This is a genomic window from Hydrogenophaga flava NBRC 102514 (assembly GCF_001571145.1).
Classification (GTDB): domain Bacteria; phylum Pseudomonadota; class Gammaproteobacteria; order Burkholderiales; family Burkholderiaceae_C; genus Hydrogenophaga; species Hydrogenophaga flava.
The window spans coordinates 1-24452 of the sequence record NZ_BCTF01000028.1 but is presented as its reverse complement, the minus strand read 5'-3'; the positions used below and the strand labels follow the sequence as shown (position 1 = coordinate 24452).

At 69.1% G+C, this 24452-nt stretch carries 25 protein-coding genes; 15 read left to right on the top strand and 10 right to left on the bottom strand.

Annotated features, from left to right (window positions below):
• Positions 1–9 precede the first annotated feature (9 nt).
• Together HFL01S_RS20705 and HFL01S_RS20700 are read left to right on the top strand one after the other, a co-directional pair.
• Positions 10–765, top strand: coding sequence for an amino acid ABC transporter ATP-binding protein (locus tag HFL01S_RS20705; RefSeq protein ID WP_066262178.1), 756 nt, complete (start codon positions 10–12; stop codon positions 763–765).
• 12 nt (positions 766–777) lie between these two features.
• Positions 778–1062, top strand: a complete 285-nt coding sequence (locus HFL01S_RS20700) for a hypothetical protein (protein ID WP_066262176.1) — start codon at positions 778–780, stop codon at positions 1060–1062.
• A gap of 17 nt (positions 1063–1079) precedes the next feature.
• Here the strand turns inward: HFL01S_RS20700 and HFL01S_RS20695 are convergent, their stop codons facing one another.
• Positions 1080–1544 (bottom strand): Cd(II)/Pb(II)-responsive transcriptional regulator, encoded by a 465-nt coding sequence (locus tag HFL01S_RS20695; protein ID WP_066262173.1) that lies wholly within the window; start codon positions 1542–1544, stop codon positions 1080–1082.
• A 74-nt stretch (positions 1545–1618) separates the two neighbouring features.
• Here HFL01S_RS20695 and HFL01S_RS20690 point away from each other — a divergent pair, with 74 nt between their 5' ends.
• The 9 genes from HFL01S_RS20690 to HFL01S_RS20650 all read left to right on the top strand — a co-directional run bounded on the left by HFL01S_RS20690 (position 1619) and on the right by HFL01S_RS20650 (position 9833).
• The gene (locus HFL01S_RS20690; RefSeq protein ID WP_084383533.1) at positions 1619–2254 is read left to right on the top strand and encodes a cation efflux transmembrane domain-containing protein; all 636 of its coding nucleotides are present in this window, start codon (positions 1619–1621) and stop codon (positions 2252–2254) included.
• A 31-nt stretch (positions 2255–2285) separates the two neighbouring features.
• Positions 2286–2633, top strand: coding sequence for a hypothetical protein (locus HFL01S_RS25220; RefSeq protein WP_066262171.1), 348 nt, complete (start codon positions 2286–2288; stop codon positions 2631–2633).
• A gap of 70 nt (positions 2634–2703) precedes the next feature.
• Positions 2704–3975 (top strand): TolC family protein, encoded by a 1272-nt coding sequence (locus HFL01S_RS20680; RefSeq protein WP_084383531.1) that lies wholly within the window; start codon positions 2704–2706, stop codon positions 3973–3975.
• 1 nt (position 3976) lies between these two features.
• Positions 3977–5365: a multicopper oxidase family protein gene (locus HFL01S_RS20675; RefSeq protein ID WP_066262165.1), complete on the top strand. Its 1389-nt coding sequence runs from the start codon at positions 3977–3979 to the stop codon at positions 5363–5365.
• Between the two features lie 47 nt (positions 5366–5412).
• On the top strand, positions 5413–5898 hold the full coding sequence (locus HFL01S_RS20670) for a cupredoxin domain-containing protein (RefSeq protein ID WP_066262252.1): 486 nt from the start codon (positions 5413–5415) through the stop codon (positions 5896–5898).
• A gap of 25 nt (positions 5899–5923) precedes the next feature.
• On the top strand, positions 5924–6406 hold the full coding sequence (locus HFL01S_RS20665) for a DUF411 domain-containing protein (RefSeq protein ID WP_066262163.1): 483 nt from the start codon (positions 5924–5926) through the stop codon (positions 6404–6406).
• 15 nt (positions 6407–6421) lie between these two features.
• On the top strand, positions 6422–6718 hold the full coding sequence (locus tag HFL01S_RS20660) for a copper-binding protein (RefSeq protein ID WP_066262160.1): 297 nt from the start codon (positions 6422–6424) through the stop codon (positions 6716–6718).
• A 165-nt stretch (positions 6719–6883) separates the two neighbouring features.
• Positions 6884–8458, top strand: coding sequence for a methyl-accepting chemotaxis protein (locus HFL01S_RS20655; protein WP_066262157.1), 1575 nt, complete (start codon positions 6884–6886; stop codon positions 8456–8458).
• A gap of 40 nt (positions 8459–8498) precedes the next feature.
• Positions 8499–9833 (top strand): TAXI family TRAP transporter solute-binding subunit, encoded by a 1335-nt coding sequence (locus HFL01S_RS20650; protein ID WP_066262154.1) that lies wholly within the window; start codon positions 8499–8501, stop codon positions 9831–9833.
• Positions 9834–9855: 22 nt separating this feature from the next.
• Here HFL01S_RS20650 and HFL01S_RS20645 read toward each other — a convergent pair whose 3' ends face one another.
• The 6 genes from HFL01S_RS20645 to HFL01S_RS20620 form a co-directional block, all read right to left on the bottom strand.
• A complete protein-coding gene (locus tag HFL01S_RS20645; protein WP_066262152.1) occupies positions 9856–11925 on the bottom strand; it encodes a DUF1631 family protein in 2070 nt (689 codons plus the stop codon).
• 101 nt (positions 11926–12026) lie between these two features.
• A complete protein-coding gene (locus tag HFL01S_RS20640; RefSeq protein ID WP_066262145.1) occupies positions 12027–12578 on the bottom strand; it encodes a DUF1415 domain-containing protein in 552 nt (183 codons plus the stop codon).
• Positions 12579–12695: 117 nt separating this feature from the next.
• Positions 12696–14357, bottom strand: coding sequence for an energy-dependent translational throttle protein EttA (gene ettA / locus HFL01S_RS20635; protein ID WP_066262142.1), 1662 nt, complete (start codon positions 14355–14357; stop codon positions 12696–12698).
• Between the two features lie 86 nt (positions 14358–14443).
• Positions 14444–14611, bottom strand: a complete 168-nt coding sequence (locus HFL01S_RS20630; protein WP_157538980.1) for a hypothetical protein — start codon at positions 14609–14611, stop codon at positions 14444–14446.
• A gap of 50 nt (positions 14612–14661) precedes the next feature.
• The gene (locus tag HFL01S_RS20625) at positions 14662–15000 is read right to left on the bottom strand and encodes a hypothetical protein (RefSeq protein WP_066262137.1); all 339 of its coding nucleotides are present in this window, start codon (positions 14998–15000) and stop codon (positions 14662–14664) included.
• Positions 15001–15026: 26 nt separating this feature from the next.
• Positions 15027–17189, bottom strand: coding sequence for a DUF1631 family protein (locus HFL01S_RS20620; RefSeq protein WP_066262135.1), 2163 nt, complete (start codon positions 17187–17189; stop codon positions 15027–15029).
• 305 nt (positions 17190–17494) lie between these two features.
• Between HFL01S_RS20620 and HFL01S_RS20615 the strand changes: the two genes are divergently transcribed.
• The 4 genes from HFL01S_RS20615 (at position 17495) to HFL01S_RS20600 (ending at position 22455) form a co-directional block, all read left to right on the top strand.
• Entirely contained in the window at positions 17495–19270 is a 1776-nt protein-coding gene (locus HFL01S_RS20615) for a DEAD/DEAH box helicase (protein ID WP_066262133.1), read from the top strand.
• 90 nt (positions 19271–19360) lie between these two features.
• Positions 19361–20023, top strand: a complete 663-nt coding sequence (locus HFL01S_RS20610; RefSeq protein ID WP_066262127.1) for a response regulator transcription factor — start codon at positions 19361–19363, stop codon at positions 20021–20023.
• Complete coding sequence (locus HFL01S_RS20605; protein WP_066262124.1) at positions 20020–21369, top strand: sensor histidine kinase; 1350 nt, start codon at positions 20020–20022, stop codon at positions 21367–21369. The genes HFL01S_RS20610 and HFL01S_RS20605 overlap by 4 nt, the downstream gene beginning before the upstream one ends.
• A 51-nt stretch (positions 21370–21420) precedes the next feature.
• Entirely contained in the window at positions 21421–22455 is a 1035-nt protein-coding gene (locus HFL01S_RS20600; RefSeq protein WP_066262122.1) for an endonuclease/exonuclease/phosphatase family protein, read from the top strand.
• On the opposite strand, the gene HFL01S_RS20595 is transcribed toward HFL01S_RS20600, so the two are convergent.
• The 3 genes from HFL01S_RS20595 to HFL01S_RS20585 all read right to left on the bottom strand — a co-directional run bounded on the left by HFL01S_RS20595 (position 22452) and on the right by HFL01S_RS20585 (position 24303).
• On the bottom strand, positions 22452–23546 hold the full coding sequence (locus HFL01S_RS20595) for a WD40/YVTN/BNR-like repeat-containing protein (RefSeq protein WP_066262120.1): 1095 nt from the start codon (positions 23544–23546) through the stop codon (positions 22452–22454). The two genes, HFL01S_RS20600 and HFL01S_RS20595, sit on opposite strands and share 4 nt — an antisense overlap.
• Before the next feature lie 31 nt (positions 23547–23577).
• Positions 23578–23847: a MoaD/ThiS family protein gene (locus HFL01S_RS20590; RefSeq protein WP_066262118.1), complete on the bottom strand. Its 270-nt coding sequence runs from the start codon at positions 23845–23847 to the stop codon at positions 23578–23580.
• A gap of 72 nt (positions 23848–23919) precedes the next feature.
• On the bottom strand, positions 23920–24303 hold the full coding sequence (locus HFL01S_RS20585) for a cupin domain-containing protein (RefSeq protein ID WP_066262249.1): 384 nt from the start codon (positions 24301–24303) through the stop codon (positions 23920–23922).
• Between the last annotated feature and the right edge of the window lie 149 nt (positions 24304–24452).

Here is a 24452-nt window from a genome sequence, read left to right as displayed (position 1 = left end):
AAGCCTCTCATGAATTCGCAAGAAGCTCCCATCATCCAGTTCGAAGGCGTCAACAAGTGGTACGCAAGCAATGGCTACCACGTGCTGCGCGATGTGAACCTCAGTTTCGCCAAGGGCGAGAAGGTCGTGATCTGCGGCCCGTCCGGTTCGGGCAAGTCCACGCTGATCCGCTGCGTCAACGCGCTGGAGGAATACCAGCAGGGCAAGCTCACGGTGGACGGCACCGTGGTCGGCGACGACGTCAAGGGCATCGACAAGGTGCGCCGCGAGGTCGGCATGGTGTTCCAGCAGTTCAACCTGTTTCCGCACCTGACCGTGCTGGAGAACCTGATCCTCTCGCCCACCTGGGTGGCCAAGATGCCGCGCAACGTGGCCATCGAGAAGGCCATGGTCCAGCTGGAGCGGGTGCGCATCGCCGAACACGCCAACAAGTACCCGCTGCAGCTCTCCGGCGGTCAGCAGCAGCGCGTGGCCATCGCGCGGGCGCTGTGTCTGACGCCCAAGATCATGCTGTTCGACGAGCCCACCTCGGCGCTCGACCCGGAGATGATCAAGGAGGTGCTGGACGTGATGATCGGCCTGGCCGACCAGGGCATGACCATGCTGTGCGTGACGCACGAGATGGGTTTTGCCAAGGCCGTGGCCGACCGCGTGATCTTCATGGACCAGGGCCAGGTGGTGGAGCAGAACACCCCTGAGGAGTTCTTCAACCACCCGCAGACCGACCGCAGCAAGGACTTCCTGTCCAAGATCCTGGGGCATTGAAGGAGCGCCGCCATGGACAACGACCCCTCCGCACGGCTGGCGGCGCTGTCGCAGTCCCTGGACGCGCTGCGCCGCGGCGAACTCTCGCTGCAGGACTTTTCGGCCGCGACCCGCGGCGACGCGGTGCTGCTGGCCGCGCTGCCGCCGCGCTACGCCGATGTGCTGAATAACCTGCTGGACCGGCTGGAGAGCAGCGCGCTGTTCAGCGAGGAGAGCTGCTCCTTCAGCCAGAACGACCTGACCGGCGCCGTGCAGCACTGGATCGACAAGGCCGGCGCCACACTGGCCAGCCGCTGAGGGCGCGGCCCGCGCATTCAGACGTGCCGCCGCGGGCCGGCGGAGGCGGCCTCCGCCAGGGGCGCATCGGCCCGCTCGTGCAGGGCCTCGATGATGTGGCAGTGGTCGTCGGAGCCGTCGCAGCGGTCACGCAGGCCGCGCAGGTCCTGCTCCAGCGCCTGCAGCTCGGCTAGCCGCTCACGCACATGCGCCAGGTGCGCGTCCAGCACCTCGCGCGCCCGCTCGCAATCAGCCTTGCGGCCCAGGTCCAGCGACAGCAGCGACCGAACCTCCTCCAGCGACATGTCCATCGCGCGGCACAGCCGGATGAAGCGCAGGCGGTGCACGTCGTCCTCGCTGTAGAGGCGGTAGTCGTTGTCGGCTCGGGCCTGTGGCGCCAGCAGGCCCTCGCGCTCGTAGTAGCGGATGTTGGCCGCGCCCACGCCACTGCGGCGCGCGGCCTCGCCGATCTTCCACCGGGGTTCGTTTGAAGTGCGGGACATCACGGGGCTTGACCTTGAAGTGACTTGAAGGTTTCCAATCGTGGCACGAATTCACCTCCAGCGAAAGGTTTCTTGTGTCCTGCGAATGCCACGATCACTGCACCATCGAATCCCAAGGCCGGGACAGCGTCACCAACCCGGCCTGGCGCCGCGCGCTCTGGATCGCCTTGGTGCTCAACCTCACGATGTTCATCGTCGAGCTGACCGCCGGCCTGCTGGCCGACTCGGTGTCGCTGCTGGCCGACGCGGTGGACTTCGCGGGCGACGCGGCCAACTACGGGCTGTCGCTGGCCGTGCTGGGCATGGCGGTGGTCTGGCGCAGCCGCGCGGCCCTGGTCAAGGGCCTGTCCATGACCGCCTATGGACTGTTCGTCATTGGCAAGGCGGCCTGGGTGCTGCACAGCGGCACCGTCCCCGAGCCGCTCACCATGGGCGTGGTGGGCGCCATCGCACTGGTAGTGAACACGGGCGTGGCGGTGCTGCTCTACGCCTTCCGCACCGGCGACGCCAACATGCGCAGCGTCTGGCTCTGTTCGCGCAACGACGCCCTCTCCAACCTCGCGGTCATGCTGGCGGCGCTGGGCGTGTTCGGCACCGGATCGGCCTGGCCCGACCTGGTGGTCGCCGCGGTGATGGCGGCGCTGGCGCTCAGCGCCGGGGTCACGGTGGTCCGGGAAGCCCGGCGCGAGCTGGCCGCGGTGCCGGCCTGAACTTTCCGCAGCGGGACGTATCATTTCTCCCATGCGCCGCTGGTTCGTCGTCATCCTCATCGTGCTCCTGCCCTGGCGGGCCTGGGCGGGCGACGCCATGGTGCTCTCGATGGCCGCGGCCCCGGAACAGGTCCACGTGACCGCAGTTGCTGCCACCGCCACCGCGCCCCATTGCGCGGACCATGCGGTGGCCGATCCCGCCACCCCTGGTGAACCGGCCCTGCACGCCGTCTGTGACATCTGCAACGGCCCGCTGCTGGCGACCACGCCCTGGGCGGCCGCCGGGCCGGCGCCCCTGCCCCCCTCCCGCCTGACCGCTGGCACTGTGCGCTTTGCCAGCGCCCTGCCCCACCCGGGGCACAAGCCGCCCATTTCCTGAGCTCGCCCGCCCGTGGTGCGTCCGCTCGCTGGCCGGGCGGCGCACTGGTTCGTGACGTCAGGAGATTTCCATGAATGCAATGAAGCGGGCCTGGCCCGCCGTTGTTGCGCTCGCCGTGCCGTGGTGGCCGGCGTGGGCGCAGACACAGACACTGACCCCGCCGGACAACCCGGCTCTGAGCGAAGCACGGCAACAGTGGCGCGAAGCCAATGAGCGCGTGGGCGAGTTCCCCCGCGGGCACATCGACCTGCTGAAGTGGGAGCTGCGCAATCTGCCACCAGCGGCCACGCCGGCGCGCCCCGGACCGGCGCTGAGCGCCGACGAAGCGGTGCGCCGCGCCCTGCGGCTGCGGCCCGAGCTGTTCGGCGCCGCACCCGCCAACCCGGTGCAGGCGCGCGAGCGGCACCAGGCCCTTCTGGCCCAGATCACCCAGGTGCGCCAGGCCTGGCAGGACGCGGTGCTGGCCGCCCAGGTGCTGGCGCTGCAGCAGGCGCGCAGCGAGGTGGCCGACAGCGGCGCCGAGCTGGGCCGACGCATGGTGCAGGCGGGCAACTGGAGCCAGGCCCGGCTGCTGCGCGAACAGGTGACGCAGGCGCGCGAGGGTCTGGCCCTGGTGCAGGCGCGGCAGGCCGAACGCAGCGCGCGTGAGCGCCTGGCGCGCGCGCTGGGGCTGGCCAGTGCCGTCGAGGTTGCGGCGCTGGCGCAGCAGTTGCCAGCCGAACTGCCAGAACCGCCCGAGACCCTGGACACACCGGACATGGACGCCATCGCCGCCCGGGTGCTCGCGACCGACGCGGCGCTGGCCCAGCAGAGGCTCCACACCGGGCGCCAGGTCGGCGCCCTGCCAAACGGCCTGCTGGAGCGCCTGGCCCGTGCCCGTGAAGACGCCATGGCTGCCCTGCCGTCCGACGGCCTGCCCGAGCGCGCGCCGGTGATCACCGACACCCGCCTCACACGCGAGCACGCCCTGGGCGAAGCCGCCGAGGCCCAGGCCGCCCTGGCCCGCGCCGAGACGGAACGCCGCTCTCAGGCGCGCGAGGCCAGGGGCCGGCTGCAGGACCAGCATGCGCTGGCCCGGCAGACGGGTACGCTGATGCTGCCGCTGGTGACCGCGCAGGAGCAGGAAACCCTGCTGCGCTACAACGGCATGCTGCAGAGCACCTGGGAACTGCTCGACGCCACGCGCGAGCGCCTGGCGGCCGCCAGCGCCGCCGCCCAGGCCCGCCACGCCTACTGGACCGCCTGGCTCGACTGGCAGCTGCTGCTGGCCGGCGGCCCCTACCGCGCCACCGCCACCGATGCCCCGTCGGCCACGGCCGGCACCGCTTCCAAGGACCACTGAGATGCAACGACGCCACTTCTTCACCGGCGCCGCCACCGCACTGGCCGCCGCCAGCGTGGGCCGCGCCGCCCTCGCCGCCATTCCCGAGGCCGTGCAGCAGACCTCGGCCGACACCGCCCCGCCCTGGACGCCGCCCGGCGTGACCGGCGCCGGCCGTCCCTACAGCCCGGTGCTCACGCTCAACGGCTGGACCCTGCCCTGGCGCATGAACAACGGCGTCAAGGAGTTCCACCTGGTGGCCGAACCCGTGGTGCGCGAGATGGCGCCCGGCTTCCTGGTCAACATGTGGGGCTACAACGGCCAGAGCCCGGGCCCGACCATCGAGGTGGTCGAGGGAGACAGGGTGCGGCTGTACGTGACCAACCGCCTGCCCGAGCACACTGCGGTGCACTGGCACGGCCAGCGCCTGCCCGCCGGCATGGACGGCGTGGGCGGGCTGACGCAGCCCCAGATCCCGCCCGGCAAGACCTTCGTCTACGAGTTCGAGGCGCGCCGGCCCGGCACCTTCATGTACCACCCGCACGCCGACGAGATGGTGCAGATGGCCATGGGCATGATGGGCTTCTGGGTCACACACCCGAAAGGCAGACACCCGCTCATCAACGAGGTGCAGCGCGACGTCTGCTTCCTGCTCAACGCCTTCGATGTCGAGCCCGGCAGCCGCACGCCGCAGGTCAACACCATGCTGGAGCAGAACATCTGGGCCTGGAACAGCCGCGTCTTCCCGGGCATCAGCCCGCTGGTGGCGCGCCTGGGCGACCGGGTGCGGGTGCGCATCGGCAACCTGACCATGACCAACCACCCGATCCACATCCACGGCATCGAGTTCGAGGTGACCGGCACCGACGGCGGCCCGGTGCCCAAGACCGCGCGCTGGCCCGAGGTGACCACCGACATCGGCGTGGGCCAGATGCGGCAGATCGAGTTCATCGCCGACGAACCCGGCGACTGGGCTATGCACTGCCACAAGAGCCACCACACCATGGGCGCCATGGGCCACGGCGTGCCGACCATGATCGGCGCGGACCACCGCGGCCTGGTGCAGAAGATCCAGCGCCACACGCCGGACTACATGCTCATGGGCGAGCGCGGCATGGCCGACATGGGCGAGATGCAGATGGAGCTGCCCGAGAACACCGTCCCCATGATGACCGGCACCGGCCCCTACGGCCCGATCGAGATGGGTGGCATGTTCACCACCCTCAAGGTGCGCGCCGACCAGAAGCCCGGCGACCACAGCGACCCGGGCTGGTACGCCATGCCACCCGGCACCCAGGCGCGCGAGGTGTCAACGCCGGCCGCCACGTCGCGCGCCCCAGGCAGCGCTGCCGATCCCCAGACCCCGGCCGCCGCGTCCGCCCGCAAACCGGCGGGCCACCACAACCACTGAACCGCAACGACACCATGACCCCTTTTCCCTTCCACCGACGCCGGCTGCTGCAGACACTCGCCCTGCTCGCCGCCCCGGCCCTGTTCCCAGCCACCGTGCGCGCCCATGGCGACATCCATGCCGGCGGTCCGCGCGAAGTCGTGCGCGAACAGAAGCCCTGGGGCATCGCCGCCGCCCCGACCGAGGCCACGCGCACCATTGAGATCCGCATGGACGACAAGATGCGCTTCACGCCCGCGCACCTCGACGTGCGCGAGGGCGAGACGGTGCGCCTGCGCATCACCAACCGCGGAAAGCTGCTGCATGAACTGGTGGTCGGCACGCGCGAGGAACTGCAGGCCCACGCCGAACTGATGAAGAAGCACCCCGGCATGGAACACGACGAGCCCTACATGGCCCACGTGAACGCGGGCCAGCGCGGCGAGATCACCTGGACCTTCAACCGCCCGGGCGACTTCGAGTTCGCCTGCCTGATCGCCGGCCACTTCGAGGCCGGCATGCGCGGCACCATCCGCGTCAGCCCGAAATCCTGACCCCCTTCCCTATATAGAGCACACCATGCAACGACGTTCCCTCCTTCTCGGCGCCACCGCCTTGCTCGGCGCCACTACGCTCGCGGCCCGCGCCGCGGCACCCGCCACCAAGACCGACGCCCTGCCCGTGATGCAGGTCTGGAAAGACCCGAACTGCGGCTGCTGCAAGGACTGGATCGCCTACCTGCAGCGCGACGGCTTCCAGGTCCAGGTCTTCGAGACCGGCAACACCGCGGTGCGCCAGCGCCTGGGCATGCCGCAGAAGTTCGCCTCCTGCCACACCGCGCTGATCGGCGGCTACGTGATCGAGGGGCATGTGAACGCCCCCGAGATCCGTCGCCTGCTGGCCGAGAAGGCCCAGGCCCTGGGCCTGTCCGTGCCGGGCATGCCCATTGGCAGCCCCGGCATGGACGGCCCCGAGTACGGCGGCCGCAAGGACCCCTACGACGTGGTCCTGGTCCAGCGCGACGGCAGCAGCCGCGTCTACAAATCCTATTTCCGCACCTGAGCCCCGGAGCCACCCATGACCCACTTTCTGCGCACCCTCATCGCATCCACCAGCTTGTTCGCCACGCTGGCGGTCGCCGCCGACCCGCTGCCACTGGTCGACGCCGAAGTCCGCAAGGTCGATACGGCGGCCGGCAAGATCACGCTCAAGCACGGCGACATACCGAGCCTGGACATGCCGGCCATGACCATGGTGTTTCAGGTCAAGAACCCGGCCACCCTGCCCCCGCTCAAGGCGGGTGACCAGGTGCGCTTCCGGGCAGAAAAGGTCAACGGCGCCTACGTGGCCTCTGACATCGAGCCCCGGCGCTGAGCCCCCAGAACAGCGGGTTTTTGCTGGCGCTGCTCGGCCCTTTGCACACTCTGGGGGGTTCCTAGACTAGAGCGGCCCAAAGGTCTCAATTTGAGACAGACGGCCTCAAGTCGGATGAGCCGGTGACGAAAGTCATTGAGCGAACTCCAAAAAAGGATCCCTCATATGCGCACCAATCTGCCCGTCACCCAGCAAGAGTTCGTCATCCCGGATGGCGTCACGCTGGTGTCCACCACCGATCTGACCAGCCGCATCACCTACTGCAACCCGAACTTCGTCTCGGTCAGCGGGTACAGCCGGGAAGAGCTGATCGGCCAGCCGCACAACCTGGTGCGGCACCCCGACATGCCGGCCGAGGCCTTCCGCGACATGTGGGCCACGCTGCAGAGCGGCTCGCCATGGAGCGCACTGGTCAAGAACCGGCGCAAGAACGGCGACCACTACTGGGTGATGGCCAACGCCACGCCCATGCTGGAAAACGGCCAGGTCACGGGTTACATGTCGGTGCGCACCAAGCCCACCCGCGAGCAGGTCGAGGCGGCGGAGTCGCTGTACGCCCGCATGCGCGCCGAAGCCGAATCAGGGCAGCGAAGCCTGGCGCTGCGCCGGGGCCATCTGGTGCGCAACGGCTGGCGAGGCAAGCTGCGCGACTGGACACGCCCCACCCTGGGCCGCAAGCTCGCGCTGATCACCCTGGGACTGGCGTTCGGCGTCCAGTTCATGGAAAGCGCCACCGAAGGTGCGCCGGAATGGGCTCACATGGCCGCGTTCGCCGCAACCGCTGTGGTGTCGCTGGCGGCCGCCGCGCTCATGAAGCGCATGCTGGTGGCCCCGGTCGGAGAGGTGCTGGGGTTTGCCAACCGGATGGCGGCCGGCGACCTGTCGGCACGGCTGGAGTCGAACCGGACCGACGAAATCGGCGAGCTGATCCGGGCGCTCAACCAGCTCAATGTGAACCTGATGGCGGTGGTCACCGACGTGCGCCACGAGGTCGAGGGTGTGCAGGTGGCCTCTGGCGAAATCGCCAGCGGCAACCAGGACCTGTCGGCGCGCACCGAATCGCAGGCCAGCAGCCTGGAGGAGACGGCTGCGTCGATGGAAGAGCTCACCAGCACGGTCGAAAACAGCGCCAATTCGGCCCGGGAGGCTGCGGCTCTGGCCGGCAAAGCCACCCACGTGGCCCGCCAGGGCAACGAGGCCATGGGCGCCGTGGTCCAGACCATGGGCGACATCAGCCGCTCGTCCAGCCGCATCGGCGAGATCATCCAGGTCATCGAAGGCATCTCCTTCCAGACCAACATCCTGGCCTTGAACGCCGCCGTGGAGGCGGCCCGGGCAGGCGAACAGGGGCGCGGCTTTGCCGTCGTCGCCGGCGAGGTGCGCAGCCTGGCCCAGCGCACCTCCGAAGCGGCCAAGGAAATCAAGCAGCTGATCGACGACTCCACCGGCCAGGTGCGGCGCGGCAGCGAGCTGGTCAACAACGCCGGCAGCACGATGGGCCATGTGGTCGAAGCGGTGCAACAGGTCAATACCCTGATCGGAGAGATCACCAGCGCCGCACAGGAACAGACCATGGGCCTGGCGCAGATCAACCAGGCCATCGGCCAGCTTGACTCGGTCACGCAGCAGAACTCGGCCATGGTCGAGGAGCTGGCGGCGGCGGCGTCCTCGCTCAAAGGACAGGCCAACGTGATGCAGGAATCGGTGAAGGTGTTCCGCCTGAACAGCGTGTCGCGCTGACCGTCACGGGAGGCCATGCCTCCCGTGCTAAGGTAGCGCGATGCCCCACAACATCCGCTACACCCTGCTGTCGCTGCGCGATCTGCTGGCGTCGATCGGGCCCTTTGCGCTGCTGACGCTGCTGCTGCTGGCACTGACCTACTGGTGGCTCGACCCGAACCCGCCCAAACGCGTGGTGCTGGCCACCGGCCCGGCGCAAAGCGCCTACGACGAGTTCGGCAAGCGCTACGCCCAGGCCCTGGCGCGCTACGGCATCACCGTCGAGCTGCTGCCCTCCCAGGGCTCCTCGGCCAACCTCGAACTGCTGCGCAACGGCCAGGCCGACCTGGGCTTCGTGCAGGGCGGCAGCGCCGACATCGGCTACGACGACGAAGAGGCCATCACCTCGTTGGGCAGCCTGTTTGTCGAACCGCTCTGGCTGTTCTACCGCGAAGACTCGGCGCTGCGGCTCAGGCAGAGCCCGACCATCCAGTCGCTGGGCGACCTGGTGGGCTGGCGCGTCAATGTCGGCACCCCCGGCAGCGGCGTGCCCCGCCTGTTCTCCACCCTGCTGGACGTCAACCGCATCGACCGACAGCAGCTGCAGCTCAGCGAGTTGGAACAGACCCCCGCCACGGTGGCTTTTCTGGACGGCCAGATCGACGCCATCGTGTTCGCCTCCGCCCCCGAGTCGCTGATGGTGCAGATGCTGCTGCAGTCGCCCGGCGTGCGCCTGCTCAACTTTTCCCAGAGCGAGGCCTACTCGCGCCGCTTCGGCTACCTCACGCCGGTGGTCATGCCCCAGGGCGTGGTGGACCTGTCCAAGAACATCCCCGACACCGACATGCACTTGGTGGCCTCGACCACCAGCCTGCTGGCCGGCGCCAAGACCCACCCTGCCATCCTGCAGCTGTTCGCGCAGACGGCCACCGGCCTGCACAGCGGCGGCAGCTGGTTCAACCGGGCGCGCGAGTACCCCAGCCTGGAGCACAGCGAGGTGCCGATCTCGCCCGAAGCCGTGCGCGCCATCAGGAACGGCCCGCCCTTCCTGCAGCGCTACCTGCCGTTCTGGCTGGCCAACCTGGTCGAGCGCATGTGGCTGGCCATGGGCCTGATCCTGGCGCTGGCGCTCCCGCTCTCGCGCGTGGTGCCACCGCTCTACACCTTCCGCATCCGCTCGCGCGTGTTCCGCTGGTACGCGGAGCTGCGCAGCATCGAGCAGCGGTTCACCGAACCCGGTGACACCCCGGCGCCGGTGGACGAGCTGATCGAGCAGCTGGACCGGCTGGAGGCCCGTGTGGAGCAGGTGGTGGTGCCGCTGTCGTACACCGACGAGCTCTACGCCCTGCGCAGCAACATCGGGCTGGTGCGCAAGAAGCTGCTGCGCAAGGGCTGAAGCCCCAGGGTGGGCAGGCGCCTCAGGTCAGCTTGCCCGAGTTGATCCAGGCCAGGCGGGCGACCGCCGCAAGGGCTTCGTCCACCACGCCGTGTTCGGCCACCACCCGCAGCTGACCGCTGGCCTCCAGACGGTCCATGCCTTGACGGGTGAGCGACACCGACTGGCCTTCGGCGGTGGCGAACAGGAACAGCGTGCGGTGCGGACTGGCCCAGCGCAGCTGGCAGCGCTGCACCCGGTCCGGGTACTGCAATTCAATCCAGGCGCCCACCGCCAGCGTGTCCCCGCTGCTCAGCGGCTGCTGGCAGGTCATCGGCTCGGTGTCCACGAACTCTGGTGCCATCAGCTGGGTGTCGATGAACCCCGACTCCCGGGCCTCGTGGCCCTGCAGCCAGGGTTCCACCACGGCCACCGGTTCCTCCTGGCGGCGCAGGCTGGCTTTCAGCAGCTCATCGCTGCGGTGCGACTTGTAGGCCGCCTCGTGCAGGCCCATCAGGGCCTGGAAGAACGATTCGGCCTGCGGGCGGGGGAAGTCGATGGCGTCCAGCCCTTCCCGCAGTGTGCGCAGCACCACCGGCACCACGCGCACCAGGCGCGGCCGGTTCTGGCTGGCCTGCGCAAGCTGGCAGGACCAGAGCAGGTCGGTGAGGATGTCCATGTAGCGATCCGACGGCGCATCGCGCGCTTCCATCAGATCGGATTGCGCCGCCAGCTCCCCCAGGATGTCGGCCGACAGGCGGGCATGGGCCACCGCCTGCGCCCAGGGGCCACACAGGAAGCGCTTGACCAGGGCGGGCGCGCGGGCGAAGTCGTCCCGTGCCCGGATCTCCCGCGCCACGCGCTCGGCCAGCAGGTGCCGCTGCTCGACGCGCACCAGGGTCTGCATGGCCGGCCCCTGGTCGGTCAGCCCCAGGGACTCCATGCGCTGCATGCAGGCGACCACGCGCTCGGGCAGGTCGGCCGACGGCGTCTGCAACGACTGCACCGTGTGCAGCACCTGCCCGGCGAAGTCGCCGAACCCGGTGTCCTGTTCGTGGATGTAGGCCAGGCTGCGCGCGGTGATCGCGTCCAGCAGCCGGCGGGCCGGATTGTCCCGGTCGGCAAAGAAACGCGGATCGGTCTTGGCCAGGTGCAGCAGCGCGGGCTTGAGCTGCATCACCATGTCCCGCACGGGTTCCAGCAGCCGCCGGTCTTCGGCGATCGCACGCAGCATCAGCGTCACCACCTCGGCCGCCAGCGTCCGCACCAGCGCATTGCCCGAGCCCGATGCACCATGGTCGGACACGCCGGCACCGCCCTGGGCGAGGTTGCCCACCAGCAAGCGGTGCAGGTGGTCCAGCGTCAGCACCAGCGGTGCGCCGTCGGCATCCGCTTCGGACGGGTGGTCTTCGCCCTGACCGGCCACAGCCGCGCGGACCGGGCGCGCCGGCAGCACCGTGGGCACCACCACATAGCCGGCCGGCTGCACACCGTCCGCCTCAAGGTGCCGCACCAGCGCGGCGTAAAACCGGCCCAGTTCCTGTCCCAGGGACACCGCGCCCGCATGCAGCCAGTGCAGCCGGGCCGTCTCGTCGATGCGCAATCTCGCCAGCACCGCCATCAGGGTGTCGATGACCACATCGGGCCGCAGTGGGTTGGCCTCGGCGCGCACGGTGCGCAGGCCGCGCGCGGCACTGAGCAGGGCGCTCAGGGCGATCAGCTCGTCCTCCACCGCCATCTTGACCACCTGCTGCAGCCGGGCCAGCTCCACCGAGGCCTGCACCTCGTGGTGGTCCATCAGTGTCAGATCGTCCAGGCTGAGTGCGGCCCTCGGCTTGCGGGGGGTGGTAGTAGGTGAGCCGCTGTCGCGCGCCACGTCGGCGTGAACCGCATCGGCAAACGCCGTCACCAGACCGGCTGCGAGCCGGTCGCGGCAGTCCATCAGCACCGAGCGCGCATGGCCGAAGCCGTGCTTCTCGCGTGTGGCACCAGTCGCCTCCCGGTGCACCAGAGCGGCCTGCAGCAGGTCCAGCCAGCGCGGAATCCACTCGCCGGACAGGACCAGCGCGGCCTTCAGGCAGCTGTCAAAAGGGGTGTAGGTGCGGGCGTTCATCGGGTGGAGCACAGATCGTTCGGTCGGGACCTCATGACCGAGGATTGTGGGCAACCCCTCCGGGCGACAAAGCCCGGATCAGCCCTGGAATTTCGCTCAGTTCAGGGCTTTGACAACAGCGCTTTCCAGCCCTCGGCACCCAGCGCGCGCAGCGTGGCGATGTTGCGCTCCACGATCTTCTCGGCGTCGCCGCCGTCCGATTCCACAGCCCGCTCCACGCTGTCCTCGCGCAGCAGGTGCAGCGTGGGATAGGGTGCGCGGTTGGTGAAGTGGCTCGCATCGTCTGCGGCCTCGCCCTCGAACAGGTATTCGGGGTGGAAGTTCGCCACCTGGACCACACCTTCGAGCTCGTGCTCGGCCACCACGTCGTCCACCACGTTCATGAAGTCGTTGAAGACCTCGAAATCCGGGAACAGCGTGGGGTGCACCAGCAGCGTGGTGTCGATCTCGTCGGCCGGCGTGTTCACCAGCAGGTCCAGTTCGCGGTCGAGTTCGTCCAGGAACGCGTCCAGGTGCCGCGCGCGGCTGACCACGATGCGCACCTGGTTCTTCACGTACACCGAACGCGCGAAAGGGCACAGGTTCAGCCCGATCACCGCCTTCTCGATCCAGCGGCGGGTGTCGGCCAGGACGGTGTCGTCAGAAAGTTCCATGGTGCAACGAAAGAAGGGAAGTTGGTCGAGAGTGCCGCGGAACCGGCTTTGCCGGGCCGCAGGCACTGCCCCCAGTGGGGGGTGACGCGCCGCAGGCACGGCGCGGGGGGCGTTCGATCAGATGGATTTGAAGCGGGTGCGCTTCGGACGGGCACCCTCTTCACCCAGGCGCTTCTTCTTGTCGGCTTCGTACTCGGTGAAGTTGCCGTCGAAGAAGTACCACTGCGAGTTGCCTTCGCAGGCCAGGATGTGGGTGCAGATGCGGTCGAGGAACCAGCGGTCGTGCGAGATGACCATGGCCGAGCCGGCGAATTCCAGCAGCGCCTCTTCCAGCGCGCGCAGGGTTTCGACGTCGAGGTCGTTCGAGGGTTCGTCGAGCATCAGCACGTTGCCGCCCTGGGCCAGGGTCTTGGCCAGGTGCAGGCGGCCGCGCTCACCGCCGGACAGGTTGCCCACCAGCTTCTGCTGGTCGTTGCCCTTGAAGTTGAAGCGGCCGATGTAGGCGCGCGAGGGCATGACGAACTTGCCGACGGTGATGTTGTCCAGCCCGCCCGAGACGTCTTCCCACACGGTTTTGCTGCCGTCCAGGCTCTCGCGGCTCTGGTCCACGAAGGCCAGCTTGGCGGTCTGGCCGATCTCGACCGTGCCCGAATCCGGCGTTTCCACCCCCTGGATCATGCGGAACAGCGTCGACTTGCCGGCGCCGTTGGGGCCGATGATGCCGACGATGGCGCCGGGGGGGACCGAGAAGCTCAGGTTGTCGATCAGCAGGCGGTCGCCGAAGGACTTGCTCACGCCTTTGAACTCGATGACCTGGTTGCCCAGGCGCTCGGCCACCGGGATGAAGATCTCGTTGGTTTCGTTGCGCTTCTGGTATTCGACGTCGCTCAGTTCCTCGAAGCGGGCCAGGCGCGCCTTGCTCTTGGCCTGGCGGCCCTTGGCGTTGGAGCGCACCCACTTGAGTTCTTCCTTCATCGCCTTCATGCGGGCGTCTTCGGACTTCTGCTCGGTCTCCAGGCGGCGTTCCTTCTGGTCCAGCCAGTCGGAGTAGTTGCCCTTCCAGGGAATGCCGTGGCCGCGGTCGAGTTCGAGAATCCACTCGGCGGCGTTGTCCAGGAAATAGCGGTCGTGGGTGATGGCCACCACGGTGCCGGGGAAGCGCTGCAGGAAGTGCTCCAGCCACTCGACCGACTCGGCGTCCAAGTGGTTGGTCGGTTCGTCGAGCAGCAGCATGTCGGGGCGCGAGAGCAGCAGGCGGCACAGGGCCACGCGGCGCTTTTCACCACCGGAGAGGTTCTTGATGGTGGCGTCCCAGGGCGGCAGGTTCAGCGCGTCGGCGGCCAGTTCCAGCTGCAGGTCGGAGTTTTCCGAACCGCTGGCGGCGATGATGGCTTCGAGCTCGGCCTGTTCGGCGGCCAGGGCGTCAAAGTCGGCGTCGGGTTCCGCATAGGCGGCGTACACCTCATCGAGGCGGGCCTTGGCCTTGAGCGCACCACCGATGCCCTCTTCCACCGCCTGGCGCACGGTCTGCTCGGGGTTGAGCTGCGGTTCCTGCGGCAGGTAGCCGATCTGGATGCCCGGCATGGCGATGGCTTCGCCCTCGATCTCCTTGTCGATGCCGGCCATGATCTTGAGCAGCGTGGACTTGCCCGAGCCGTTCAGACCGAGCACGCCAATCTTGGCGCCGGGGAAGAAGCTGATGGAAACGTCCTTCAAGATCTGCCGCTTGGGCGGCACGGTCTTGGTGACACGGTTCATGGAAAAGACGTACTGGGCCATGGCTGATGAGCTCGCTGGTGAGATCGCTGGTGGAGTCGCGCACGTCCGGCGGAACGCACCGGAAGGGGCAAAGGGGAAACCGGGGATTATCGCCCGGAGGCCGGCTCGTCGAGGTCGGGCGGCAGCGGGCGCTCCAGCAGATCCCGCACGGCAGCGGGGGTCATGGGCTCCTGCAGCCACTCCGGCATCAGCTCGGGCAGGTTCCAGTGCGTCTGCTGGAGCACCAGGGCCAGCCCCCGGTACCACAGGTGCATGCCCTTGCGGCTGAGCCGCAGCACCAGCGGGCCGGCACCGGTGTCGAAGTTCAGTGTGACACCCTGGGGCGTGGCCTGGCTGGTGATCCGGGTGCACAGGCGCCGCTGCGGATCGCTTCCTGGCCGGGTTGTTCGCGCCCCGCCCGGATCTGCGCCGGTCGCTGGCCCGGCGCGGCCTCGTGCAGCGACAGCTGGTGCTCAATCGACGCCCGCGCCCTCGGTGCCGCGCCGCCCTGCTGCCCGGGGGTGGATTCCTCGAACACCTTGAGCATGGGTCCCAGGATGCTGCGCACCATGCGCCGGGTCAGCCAGAGCGTGATGTCCTGGTCGTGCACCCGCATCCAGATGCGGTCCTGTGCCGGGTCGTAGCCGAAGGTGGTGGTGGTCAAGTGACGAACCTGTGGGGGTCGCAGCCTCAGAGGCTGGCGGCCGGATCGGCCCCGTGCGCATTGCGCAAGGCCTGCTGGGCCACCGCGTCCAGCGCACCCTCGACCACCCCGCCGCGGGAAATGATGCGCAGCGCGTCCTTGCCCAGCAGCTTTTCCAGCGTGCGCCGGGTCATGGAATGGGCCAGGCCGTTGGCGGAGATGAACATGAACAGGCCCCCGCGCGGGCTGGTCCAGGTCAGCTGGGCCCGCAGCCACTCGCCCTGCACCTGGAGGTCGACCCAGGCGCCGGGCGCCAGGTCCATTTCGACGACGTTCAGGCCGTCGAGCGGCATGGGGCCGGTCTCGGCCTCCACAAAACCGGCGTCTTCGGCCTCCTTGCCCGCAATCCAGAACGAGTCGTCGATGGGCACCTCCTCGACCGACATGCCCAGGGTGATCGGATCGTCGAGGGTGTCGGCCTCCGGCTCGGCCCCGGGCGCATCGGTCAGCGTCGGCACGTCGAAAGCCTTTTCATGCACCGTCACCAGCGCGTCGAAGAACTGGCCAGTGAGTTCGGCGGGGTAGGCAATGCGCTGCAGCCCCTGGCGCATCTGGCCGAGCAGGCGGGGCACCAGCCGCGCCAGGCGGTCGGTGTCGCGCCGGATCAGGGCCGGCTGCACGCTCCAGATCAGGTCGTCGGCGACCACGTCCAGCGAATCGCCCTCGTTGCCCGGCAGGCTGCCTTCAAGCTGCGCCTCGGCCAGCACCTGGGCCCAGGGACCGGTGAGAAAGCGCTGCACGAACTCCGGCACGTCCTTGTCCTGCATGCGCTGCTGGAATTCGGCCGCCAGCCGTTCGGCCAGCACCTGCCGCTGCTCGGCATGCAGCAGCGCACGCGCCGCTTCGGCCCGGCGCTGGTTCTTGCGCGCGTCGTCCTCTTCCCAGCGGCGGCGCAGGCGTTTGAGCAGACGGGAGAAGGTCTCCTCGCTGGCATCGACGCGTTGCAGCGAACGGACCGCGGCGGTCACCGAGCGCAGCAGGTCGCTGAAGCCGTCCTCGCTCTGGCTCTGGTAGCCCAGGCTGCGCTGGGTGATGCTCTCCAGCAGCTGGCGTGCGGGGTGCTGGCGGTCGCTGAAGAAGCGGGGGTCGGCCTGCGAGAGCCGGGTCAGCGAGGCCTCGAGCAGCCCGATCTGCTGGCGAATGGCCGGCAGCAGGCGCTCGTCCTGCGTCAGGTTGTCCAGCATGAGCCGGACCACCTCCTGGCCCAGCAGCCGGCCCAGCTGATGGCCCGAGACCACCGGCAGCTCGGCGGCAGGCGCCTGGCCGGAAGCCCGGGCCGGCCGCTGGCGCAGGCGCTGCATCAGGGGCTCGATGAGGTCCATGTCCTCCAGCGCCGACATCGACGCCGGCACCGTGTGCAGGAAGATCGGCCCGCCTTCCTGCTCGCCGTTCAGGTCCCCGGCCAGCAGCTGGCGCAGACGGCTCAGCGTCAGCAGGGTGCGCCCCACGGCGTTGCGCGGCGCCTTGTCGGCCTGCAGCGACTGGGCAGCGCTCTCCAGCGGCTCGACACCGTGCGCCATCAGCCACTGGATCAGCTCTCGGTACACCTGTCGCAGGCTCTCGCCCATGATGCCGGCCACCGGCACGAACAGCGCCGTGCGCTGGTGCGGATCGGGCACGTGCTGGACCATCACGGCGCGCAGCGCGCGGGCGTAGGCCGAGGGCCGCAGCGGGTTCAGATCGGGCTGCACCGTGAGCCAGCCCATGAGGTTGCTCACCAGGGCGTTCAGGCGCGGCAGCAGCTCCTGCGTGGACTTGGTCAGCGCCTGCTCGGCGATGGCGAACTCGATGCTGGCGTCCAGCTGCCGGTCGTCCAGCAGCCGCAGGTCGTCAAAACGCACCGTGGCGTGCAGCTCGGGGTCCTGGACCTCACCGTGGTAGAAAACCTGGCGCAGCTGCTGCGACCACGTGCGCTTGATGGCGTCGGCCTCGTGGATCCAGCGGTCGATCTGGCCCACATCCACATGCTCCAGCTCCATCGGCAGGTTGGCCAGGCGGTCCGGGTCGGCCACCGCCTCCAGCTGCGCCAGCAGCTCGTCGATCATGGAGTCGGCGATCGACAGTGCCGCCTCCAGGCAGTGCTGGAGTGTCGGGCGCAGCTTTCCCGCGTCATTGGCCACACCGGACCGGATCAACTTGTGCGAATCCATGGCTTCTCGTGGAGGGTGGAATCGTCCCAGCCGGGGCCGGCGTGAGAGCGGATCGACATTATGGAGACAGGCGCAGACAAGCGGCTCCCGCAAATCTCCAGACGGTCGCTGGGCAAGACGTGCGACAATACGACCCGTTGCGTCGCATCAGTGGCCCGCAACACCGGCAACCCCGCCGGAGGGTCGGCTCCCAGTTCCTGGTCCTGCCACCCGCTTTGTAGACCCCGTCTGCCTTCAACTGAACAGTTGCTTCGGCAACCGCACAGGCAGATGCCCCCAGCGCCCTGGACGGGCGCCTCTCATTGATGAAATTCGAAGATCTGAACCTGGCTCCGGCCATCGTGCAAGCTGTGCGCGAGCACGGTTACGAGACCCCCACTCCCATCCAGGTTGAAGCCATCCCGGCTGTCCTGGCCGGCCGCGACCTGCTCGGTGGCGCCCAGACCGGCACCGGCAAGACCGCTGCCTTCACCCTGCCGATGCTGCAGCGCCTTTCGCAGGGCGAGCGCGGCAAGAACCGCTTCGGCGGCAACGCCATCCGCGCCCTGGTGCTCACGCCGACCCGCGAACTGGCCGCCCAGGTGGAGGAGTCCGTGCGCGTCTACGGCAAGCACCTGTCGCTGACCTCCACGGTGGTCTTTGGCGGCGTCGGCATGAACCCGCAGATCAACGCCATGAAAAAGGGCGTGGACATCCTGGTGGCCACCCCCGGCCGCCTGCTGGACCTGCAGCAGCAGGGCTTCCTGGACCTCTCGCAGGTGCAGATCCTGGTGCTCGACGAAGCCGACCGCATGCTGGACATGGGCTTCATCCACGACGTCAAGAAGGTGCTGGCCCTGCTGCCCCAGAGCAAGCAGAGCCTGCTGTTCTCGGCCACCTTCAGCGACGAGATCCGCGACCTGGCCAACAACCTGCTCAAGGACCCGCAGAGCATCCAGGTGACCCCGCGCAACACCACGGTGCAGCGCATCACCCAGGTGATCCACCCCGTGGGCCGCGGCAAGAAGAAGGCGCTGCTGGTGCACATCATCAACCAGCACAACTGGAGCCAGGTGCTGGTCTTCACCCGCACCAAGTTCGGCGCCAACAACGTGGCCGACTACCTGACCAAGAACGGCATCAAGGCCATGGCGCTGCATGGCAACAAGAGCCAGGGCGCCCGCACCCAGGCACTGGCCGACTTCAAGAGCGGCGAGATCCGCGCCCTGGTGGCCACCGACATCGCGGCCCGCGGCATCGACATCGACGAGCTGCCGCACGTCGTCAACTACGAGATCCCCAACGTCAGCGAAGACTATGTGCACCGCATCGGCCGCACCGGCCGCGCGGGCAAGAGCGGCGAAGCCGTCAACCTCGTGAGCCTGGACGAAGAAGGCTTCATGATGGACATCGAGCGCTTCACCAAGCAGCAGATTCCGGTCGAGATCTTCCAGGAGTTCATGCCCGAGCCGGGTGAGAAGGCCGAGCCCATCGCCATGGGTCGCCAGACCATCTGGGGCGGCGCCGGCAAGCCGCCCAGCCGCGACGTGATGGCCGCCGCCGCCAAGGCCGCACGCCAGGAAATGATGACCCGCATCCGCGAAAAGAAGGCCGAGGGCGGCAACAGCGGGCGCAGCAACAACAACGGCGGAGGCCAGCCGCGCCAGCGCGCCGAATCCGGTGAAGGCCAGCCCCCTGCCGAAGGCCAGGGCGAAGGCCGGCGCCGCAACCGCAACCGCCGTGGCGGCAGTGGCGGCAACGGGCAACCGCGCCAGGCCAATGCCAACGGCAATCCCAACCACAACGCTCAGCCCCGCCAGAACCAGGAGCGCCCGCCGCGCGCGCCGCGCGAGGACCGCAACGAAGGGGAAGACCGCCCCGAGCGCCAGCCCGGCCCCAACGCCCACCTGGGCAGCCTGCGCATCCGCGAGCCGCGCGCCCGCGCCGCGGCACCGGGTGGCCAGCCCGATCCGCTGCGCACCAGCATCGATTCGATGCGCACCGGCAACCGCAACAAGAACAAGGGCGGTGGTGGTGGACAGCGCGGTGGCAACGGCGGCGGCGCCGACCCGTTGCGCACCAGCTACGGCCGCATCCGCTGATCCCGGCCTCGTGGCCACCAGGCGGCAGCAAGGCGGGCACATGCCCGCCTTTTTTTCGTCGGTACCATTGCGCCATAAGAGGTCCATACCATGAAGCTGCTGCTTGCCGAAGACGACGTGATGCTGGGGTCCAGCATGGAAAAAGGGCTGGATCTGGCCGGGTTCCAGGTGGACTGGGCCAAGACGGGGGACCAGGTCGTCGACGCCCTGGGCCGCCGCAGCTACGACGTGGTGCTGCTGGACATCGGCCTGCCGAAGCCCGATGGGCTGCAGATCCTGCGCTGGATGCGCAACGAGGGCCAGACCACACCGGTGATGCTGGTGACCGCGCGCGACGCCGTGCCCGACCGCGTGGCCGGACTCAACCAGGGCGCCGACGACTACCTGACCAAACCCTTCGACCTGGACGAACTGTGCGCGCGCATCCATGCGCTGGCGCGTCGACAGGGCGGGCGCGTCACCGCCCACCTCCAGCTGGGGCGCCTGGAGGTGTGGCCCGCCGAGCGCGAGGCGCTGCTGTCGGGCAAGCACCTGTCGCTGTCGCAGCGCGAGTTCGACCTGCTGGCGACCTTCGCCCGTCAGCCGGGGGTGGTGCTCTCGGTCGAGCAGCTGGAGAAGCAGCTGTACGGCTGGAGCGAAGACATCTCCAGCAATGCCGTGGAGGTGCACCTGCACCACCTGCGCCGCAAGCTCGGTGAGCCCTGGATCGTCAATGTGCGCGGCGTGGGCTACAAGCTGGTGCAGCTGCCTTGAAACTGCGCTCGATCCGCTCACAGCTGCTGATCTGGCTGATCTCCTCGGTGCTGATCACCACCCTGGTGGTCGGCTTCCTGACCGCGCGGCTGACCTGGAGCGGCTTCAACAATGTGCGCGACATGGGCCTGGAGCAGATCGCCCAGACGGTGGTGCGACACGACGAGGCCGCTCCCGCACAGCCCTCGGCACCGCTGCCCTCGAGCGCACTGGCCGACGACGACCTCGACCAGTTCGTCAGCCAGATCTGGGACCACTCGGGCCAGCTGGTCTATTCCTCGCTGGCCGATGTCGGCCCGCCCCTGCAGCGTCCGGGGCACAACATCGTCACCTGGGAGGGCGAAAGCTGGCGCGTGTACACGCAGCCGCACGACCGGCGCATCGTCCAGGTCGCGGTCACCACCAAGATCCGGCGCCAGCACTTCTATTCGCTCACCCCATGGCTGATGATTCCGCTGGTGCTGCTGGTGCTGGTGCTGGCGGTGCTCACCAGCACGGGCGTCGACCGGGTGCTGCTGCCGCTCGAACAGCTGCGCAGCGACATCGCGCGCAGCAACCCGGAAGGCCTGCAGCCCATCGACACCTCCGGCCTGCCCGCCGAAGTGGCGCCACTGGCCGACACGCTCAACCAGCTGCTCGCCCGCATCGAGCACATGCTGAACCACCAGCGCCGCTTCCTGGCCGACGCCGCGCACGAGCTCAACACCCCGCTGGCGGTGGTCAAGCTGCAGGCGCAGCTGGTCCGGCGCTCCAAACCGGGCGAATGGGAGGGTGCGCTGGACCAGCTGGACGCGGGCATTGAACGGGCCTCCCGGCTCGCCTTCCAGCTGCTCCAGCTCGCACGCCTGGAGCCCGACGCACAGACATCCCAGCAGCAGACGCTGCGGCTGGACGATCTCCTGCGCGAGGCCGTCGCCGGCTTTTCGGCGCGCGCCGAACAGCAAGGCAGCGACCTGGGACTGGTGAGCGCCGAACCGGTGTCCCTGGTGGGCGACCCCCACGCGCTGCGCACCCTGGTGGACAACCTGATCGGCAATGCGCTGACCCACAACCCGGGATCGGTGCGCATCGACGTGGGCTTGCACGTCGCCGGCGAGAACGCTGTGCTGGAAGTCAGCGACAACGGCACCGGCATCGCACCCGAGGACCGGGCGCGGGTGCTGGAACGGTTCGTCCGGCTCTCGCCCGGCGACGGCAAGGGCAGCGGTCTGGGCCTGTCCATCGTCGGGGAGATCGCCGCCCTGCACGGCGGCAAGCTGGAACTGGCCGACACCCCCGGCGGAGGGCTGACGGTGCGCGTGCAACTGCCGCTGGCCGCGGCCCGCGCCGGGCAACGAGCCCCCTGACGCAGGCAGCGACCTGCTGCGCACCCTTACTCTATATATACAGTCGCAGCCATGGCCAACACCCTCCCGCCGCAATCCCGCTGGGCCACGCTGACCGTCGCCAGCGCCAACGTACTGAACCTGGCGCAGCCAGGCCGCCACTTCTATGACGGCCAGGACCCGTACAGCCAGAACGAGTTCGAGCGCAAGGCCGACTGGCTGGGCGAGCGCTTCCGTGTGCTCAACGCCGACGTGCTGGCGGTGCAGGAGGTCTGGGACGAGGTGGCCCTGCGCGCCGCCATTGCCCGGAGCGGCCTGCAATACAGCACTGTGGCCGTGCCCGGCGCCGAAAACGGCCCCGGACAACACGGCGCCCAGGGCACCCCGCGCGTGGGCCTGGTGACGCGGCTGAAGGTCGAGTCGATGCAGTCCATCGCCGATTTCCCCGCGGCGGCCGTGGTGCAGGTGCCTGGCCTGGGGCCACACACCCGCTTCGAGCGCCCGCCCCTGCTGGCCACACTGCGCATGAAACACGGGCAGGAGATCGGCGTGATCACAGCACACCTCAAGTCCAAGCGCCCCAAGTACCTGCAGGACGCCAGCGGCAAGACCCTGGAAGACACCGAAGACCCGACCGTACAGGCGCTGGGCTCGCTGCGTTCGCTGCTCATGCGCGCGGGCGAGGCGCTGGCGCTGCGGCTGAAGGTGGTGGAGCTGCTGCACCGCACGCGGCTCCCGCTGATCGTGATGGGCGATTTCAACGACGGGCCGCACAGCGTGACCACCCAGCTGATCGCCGCCACCTCGCAGGTGGCCTACGACAAGGGCGCGCGCGACAACGCCCTTTTCAGCGCCTGGGACGTGCAGGGCGAGGCCGCGCTGCGGCGCGACGTGGCGTATTCACACATCCACCAGGGCTACCCCGAGGTGCTGGACCAGGTGCTGGTGAGCGAGGAACTCGTCGCCACCAGCCGCGCGGCCATCGGCGACGTGCGCCGGGTGGAGGTGTTCAACGACCACCTGCACGAAGGCCGCGACCGCAGCCGCAGCGACCACGGCTTCGTGCGCGCGCTGCTGCGGCTGAAGCTGCCGGACGCGCCGGTCTAGACGAACCGGACCGTCGAAAGCGGCGGCAGGTCGCGCGAAAGCTCTTGCCAGTGCTCGCCCGCGTCGGCGCTGACCCAGAGCCCGCCCGTGGTCGAGCCCATGGCCAGCACCCGGCCCGTGGCGTCCACGTCCAGCGCGTGCCGGTAGACCAGGTGGTATGCGTGGGACTGCGGCAGCCCATCGCCGAAGGCCTGGAAGCTCTGGCCACCGTCGTCGGTGCGCAGCACCACCAAACGCCCATCCACCGGGATGCGGCAGACATCGGCCTGCGCCGGCACGAACCAGGCCCGTTGCGGGTTGGCCGGGTCGCAGGCCACCGCAAAGCCGAAACCCGAGGGCGCAGGAGCCGGGATCGCCTGCCACAGGGCCCCGCCGTCGGTGGAGCGGTAGATGCCGCAGTGGTGCTGCACCCACAGCGCGTCGGGCTGGGTGCGGCACTGCACCAGGGCGTGCGGGTCCTGGGTGTTGCCGTCGTCCGCGCTCTCGGCCGGCAGGTAGTCGGCGGTCATGCCCTGGGCGGTGAGCGACCAGCTGGCGCCGGCATCGCGGGTCTGCCAGACCCCGCCACAGGAGATGCCCAGCGTCAGGTTGCGGGCATCGCGCGGGTCGACCACGATGGAGTGGATGCCCGCATGGTCGTAGCCGCCGCCGAACCATTCGCGGCGGCCGGGCTGCTCCCACAGCGGCCGGTTCAGCGCCCAGCTGGCGCCATGGTCGTCCGAACGGAAAAGGCCCGCCGGCAGGCAGCCCGCCCAGAGCACCCCGGGCTCGTCGGCACCGCCGGCCGCCATCGACCAGATCAGGTCCACGCTCCAAGGCGTGGCGTCATCGGCCATCGGTCCTTCGGCCGGCTTGGGCGGAAAGGCCGGGGCAGCCACCTCGGTCCACGAACGCCCGCGGTCCGCGCTGTGATGCAGCTTGACGCCAAAGTGGCCCAGGCGCAGCGCGGCGTACCAGTGGCCGTCACGCGGATCGGCCAGCACGCTGGTGACCGGCTCGCCAGGGAAGTGCAGCGCCGCAATGCGCCAGGCGGTGCCCTCCCCCTCCCACACGAAGAGGCCCTTGCGGCTTGCCACCAGCATCGTCGCCATCGTTGTCTCCTTGGGTTGTGCCCACAGCGATTCAACCGCCGCTCAGCGCCTGCACCACCAGCACCCGGTCACCGGCCAGCAACGCCCGGTCCAGCCGGACGCGGTCGGCCACCAGTTCGCGGTTGACGAACACGGCCACGTGTTTGCGCACGGCGCGCTGGTCGTCGAACACATAGGCCGCCAGCGTCGGCGCGGCCTGCAGGGCCTGCTCCAACGCATCGCGCAGCGTGCCCGGCGGCACCTGCTGGGGCTCGCAGTCCACGTGGCGGCGCAGGGCGGGAGCAAATTCGACCGTGACCATGGTGAAGGTTCCGGACTCAGTGTCGATTCGGTCGCCCGCGCGCGCAAGCCCGGAACCCCTCTGGAGGCAGGGTCAGCCGCGCACGAACAGCGTCACCAGCGGCTGGTCGCCGACCTGGCGGCTCCAGTGGCCGTGCACCGCCGGGTCGAAGGTCACGCCCTCGGGCAGGGTGTCGGCGGAATAGAAGTGATCGCCCGGGCCGAAGATGCGTGAGCTGCCGTCCTGCAGCCCGATCTCCATCTGCCCTTGCAGCACGAACAGCCACTGCGGTGCGCCGGTGCAGTGGAACTGGCTGCGAAAACCGATCGGGCTCTGGCGCAGCTGGTAGCCGCCGGAGGGCATCAACGGCGAAAGGCACGCCGCTGGCGTGCCTTCGCTGAGTTCAACCGACTCCTCTCGGAATGCGGTCCGTCCGTCGGTGCCGGTGTAGAGCACCACCTTGGTGAAACTTGTCATCGTCATCTCCTGCATCGCAGGGTTGTACCAGACACGTTCGCCTGACTTTCCAGCGCACACCGCGGAACCGGCTTCGCCGGGCCGCAGGTGTGGTCCCCCTGGGGGGAAGCCGCGAAGCGGCGCAGGGGGGAGGTCAGTTCGCCTTGGGG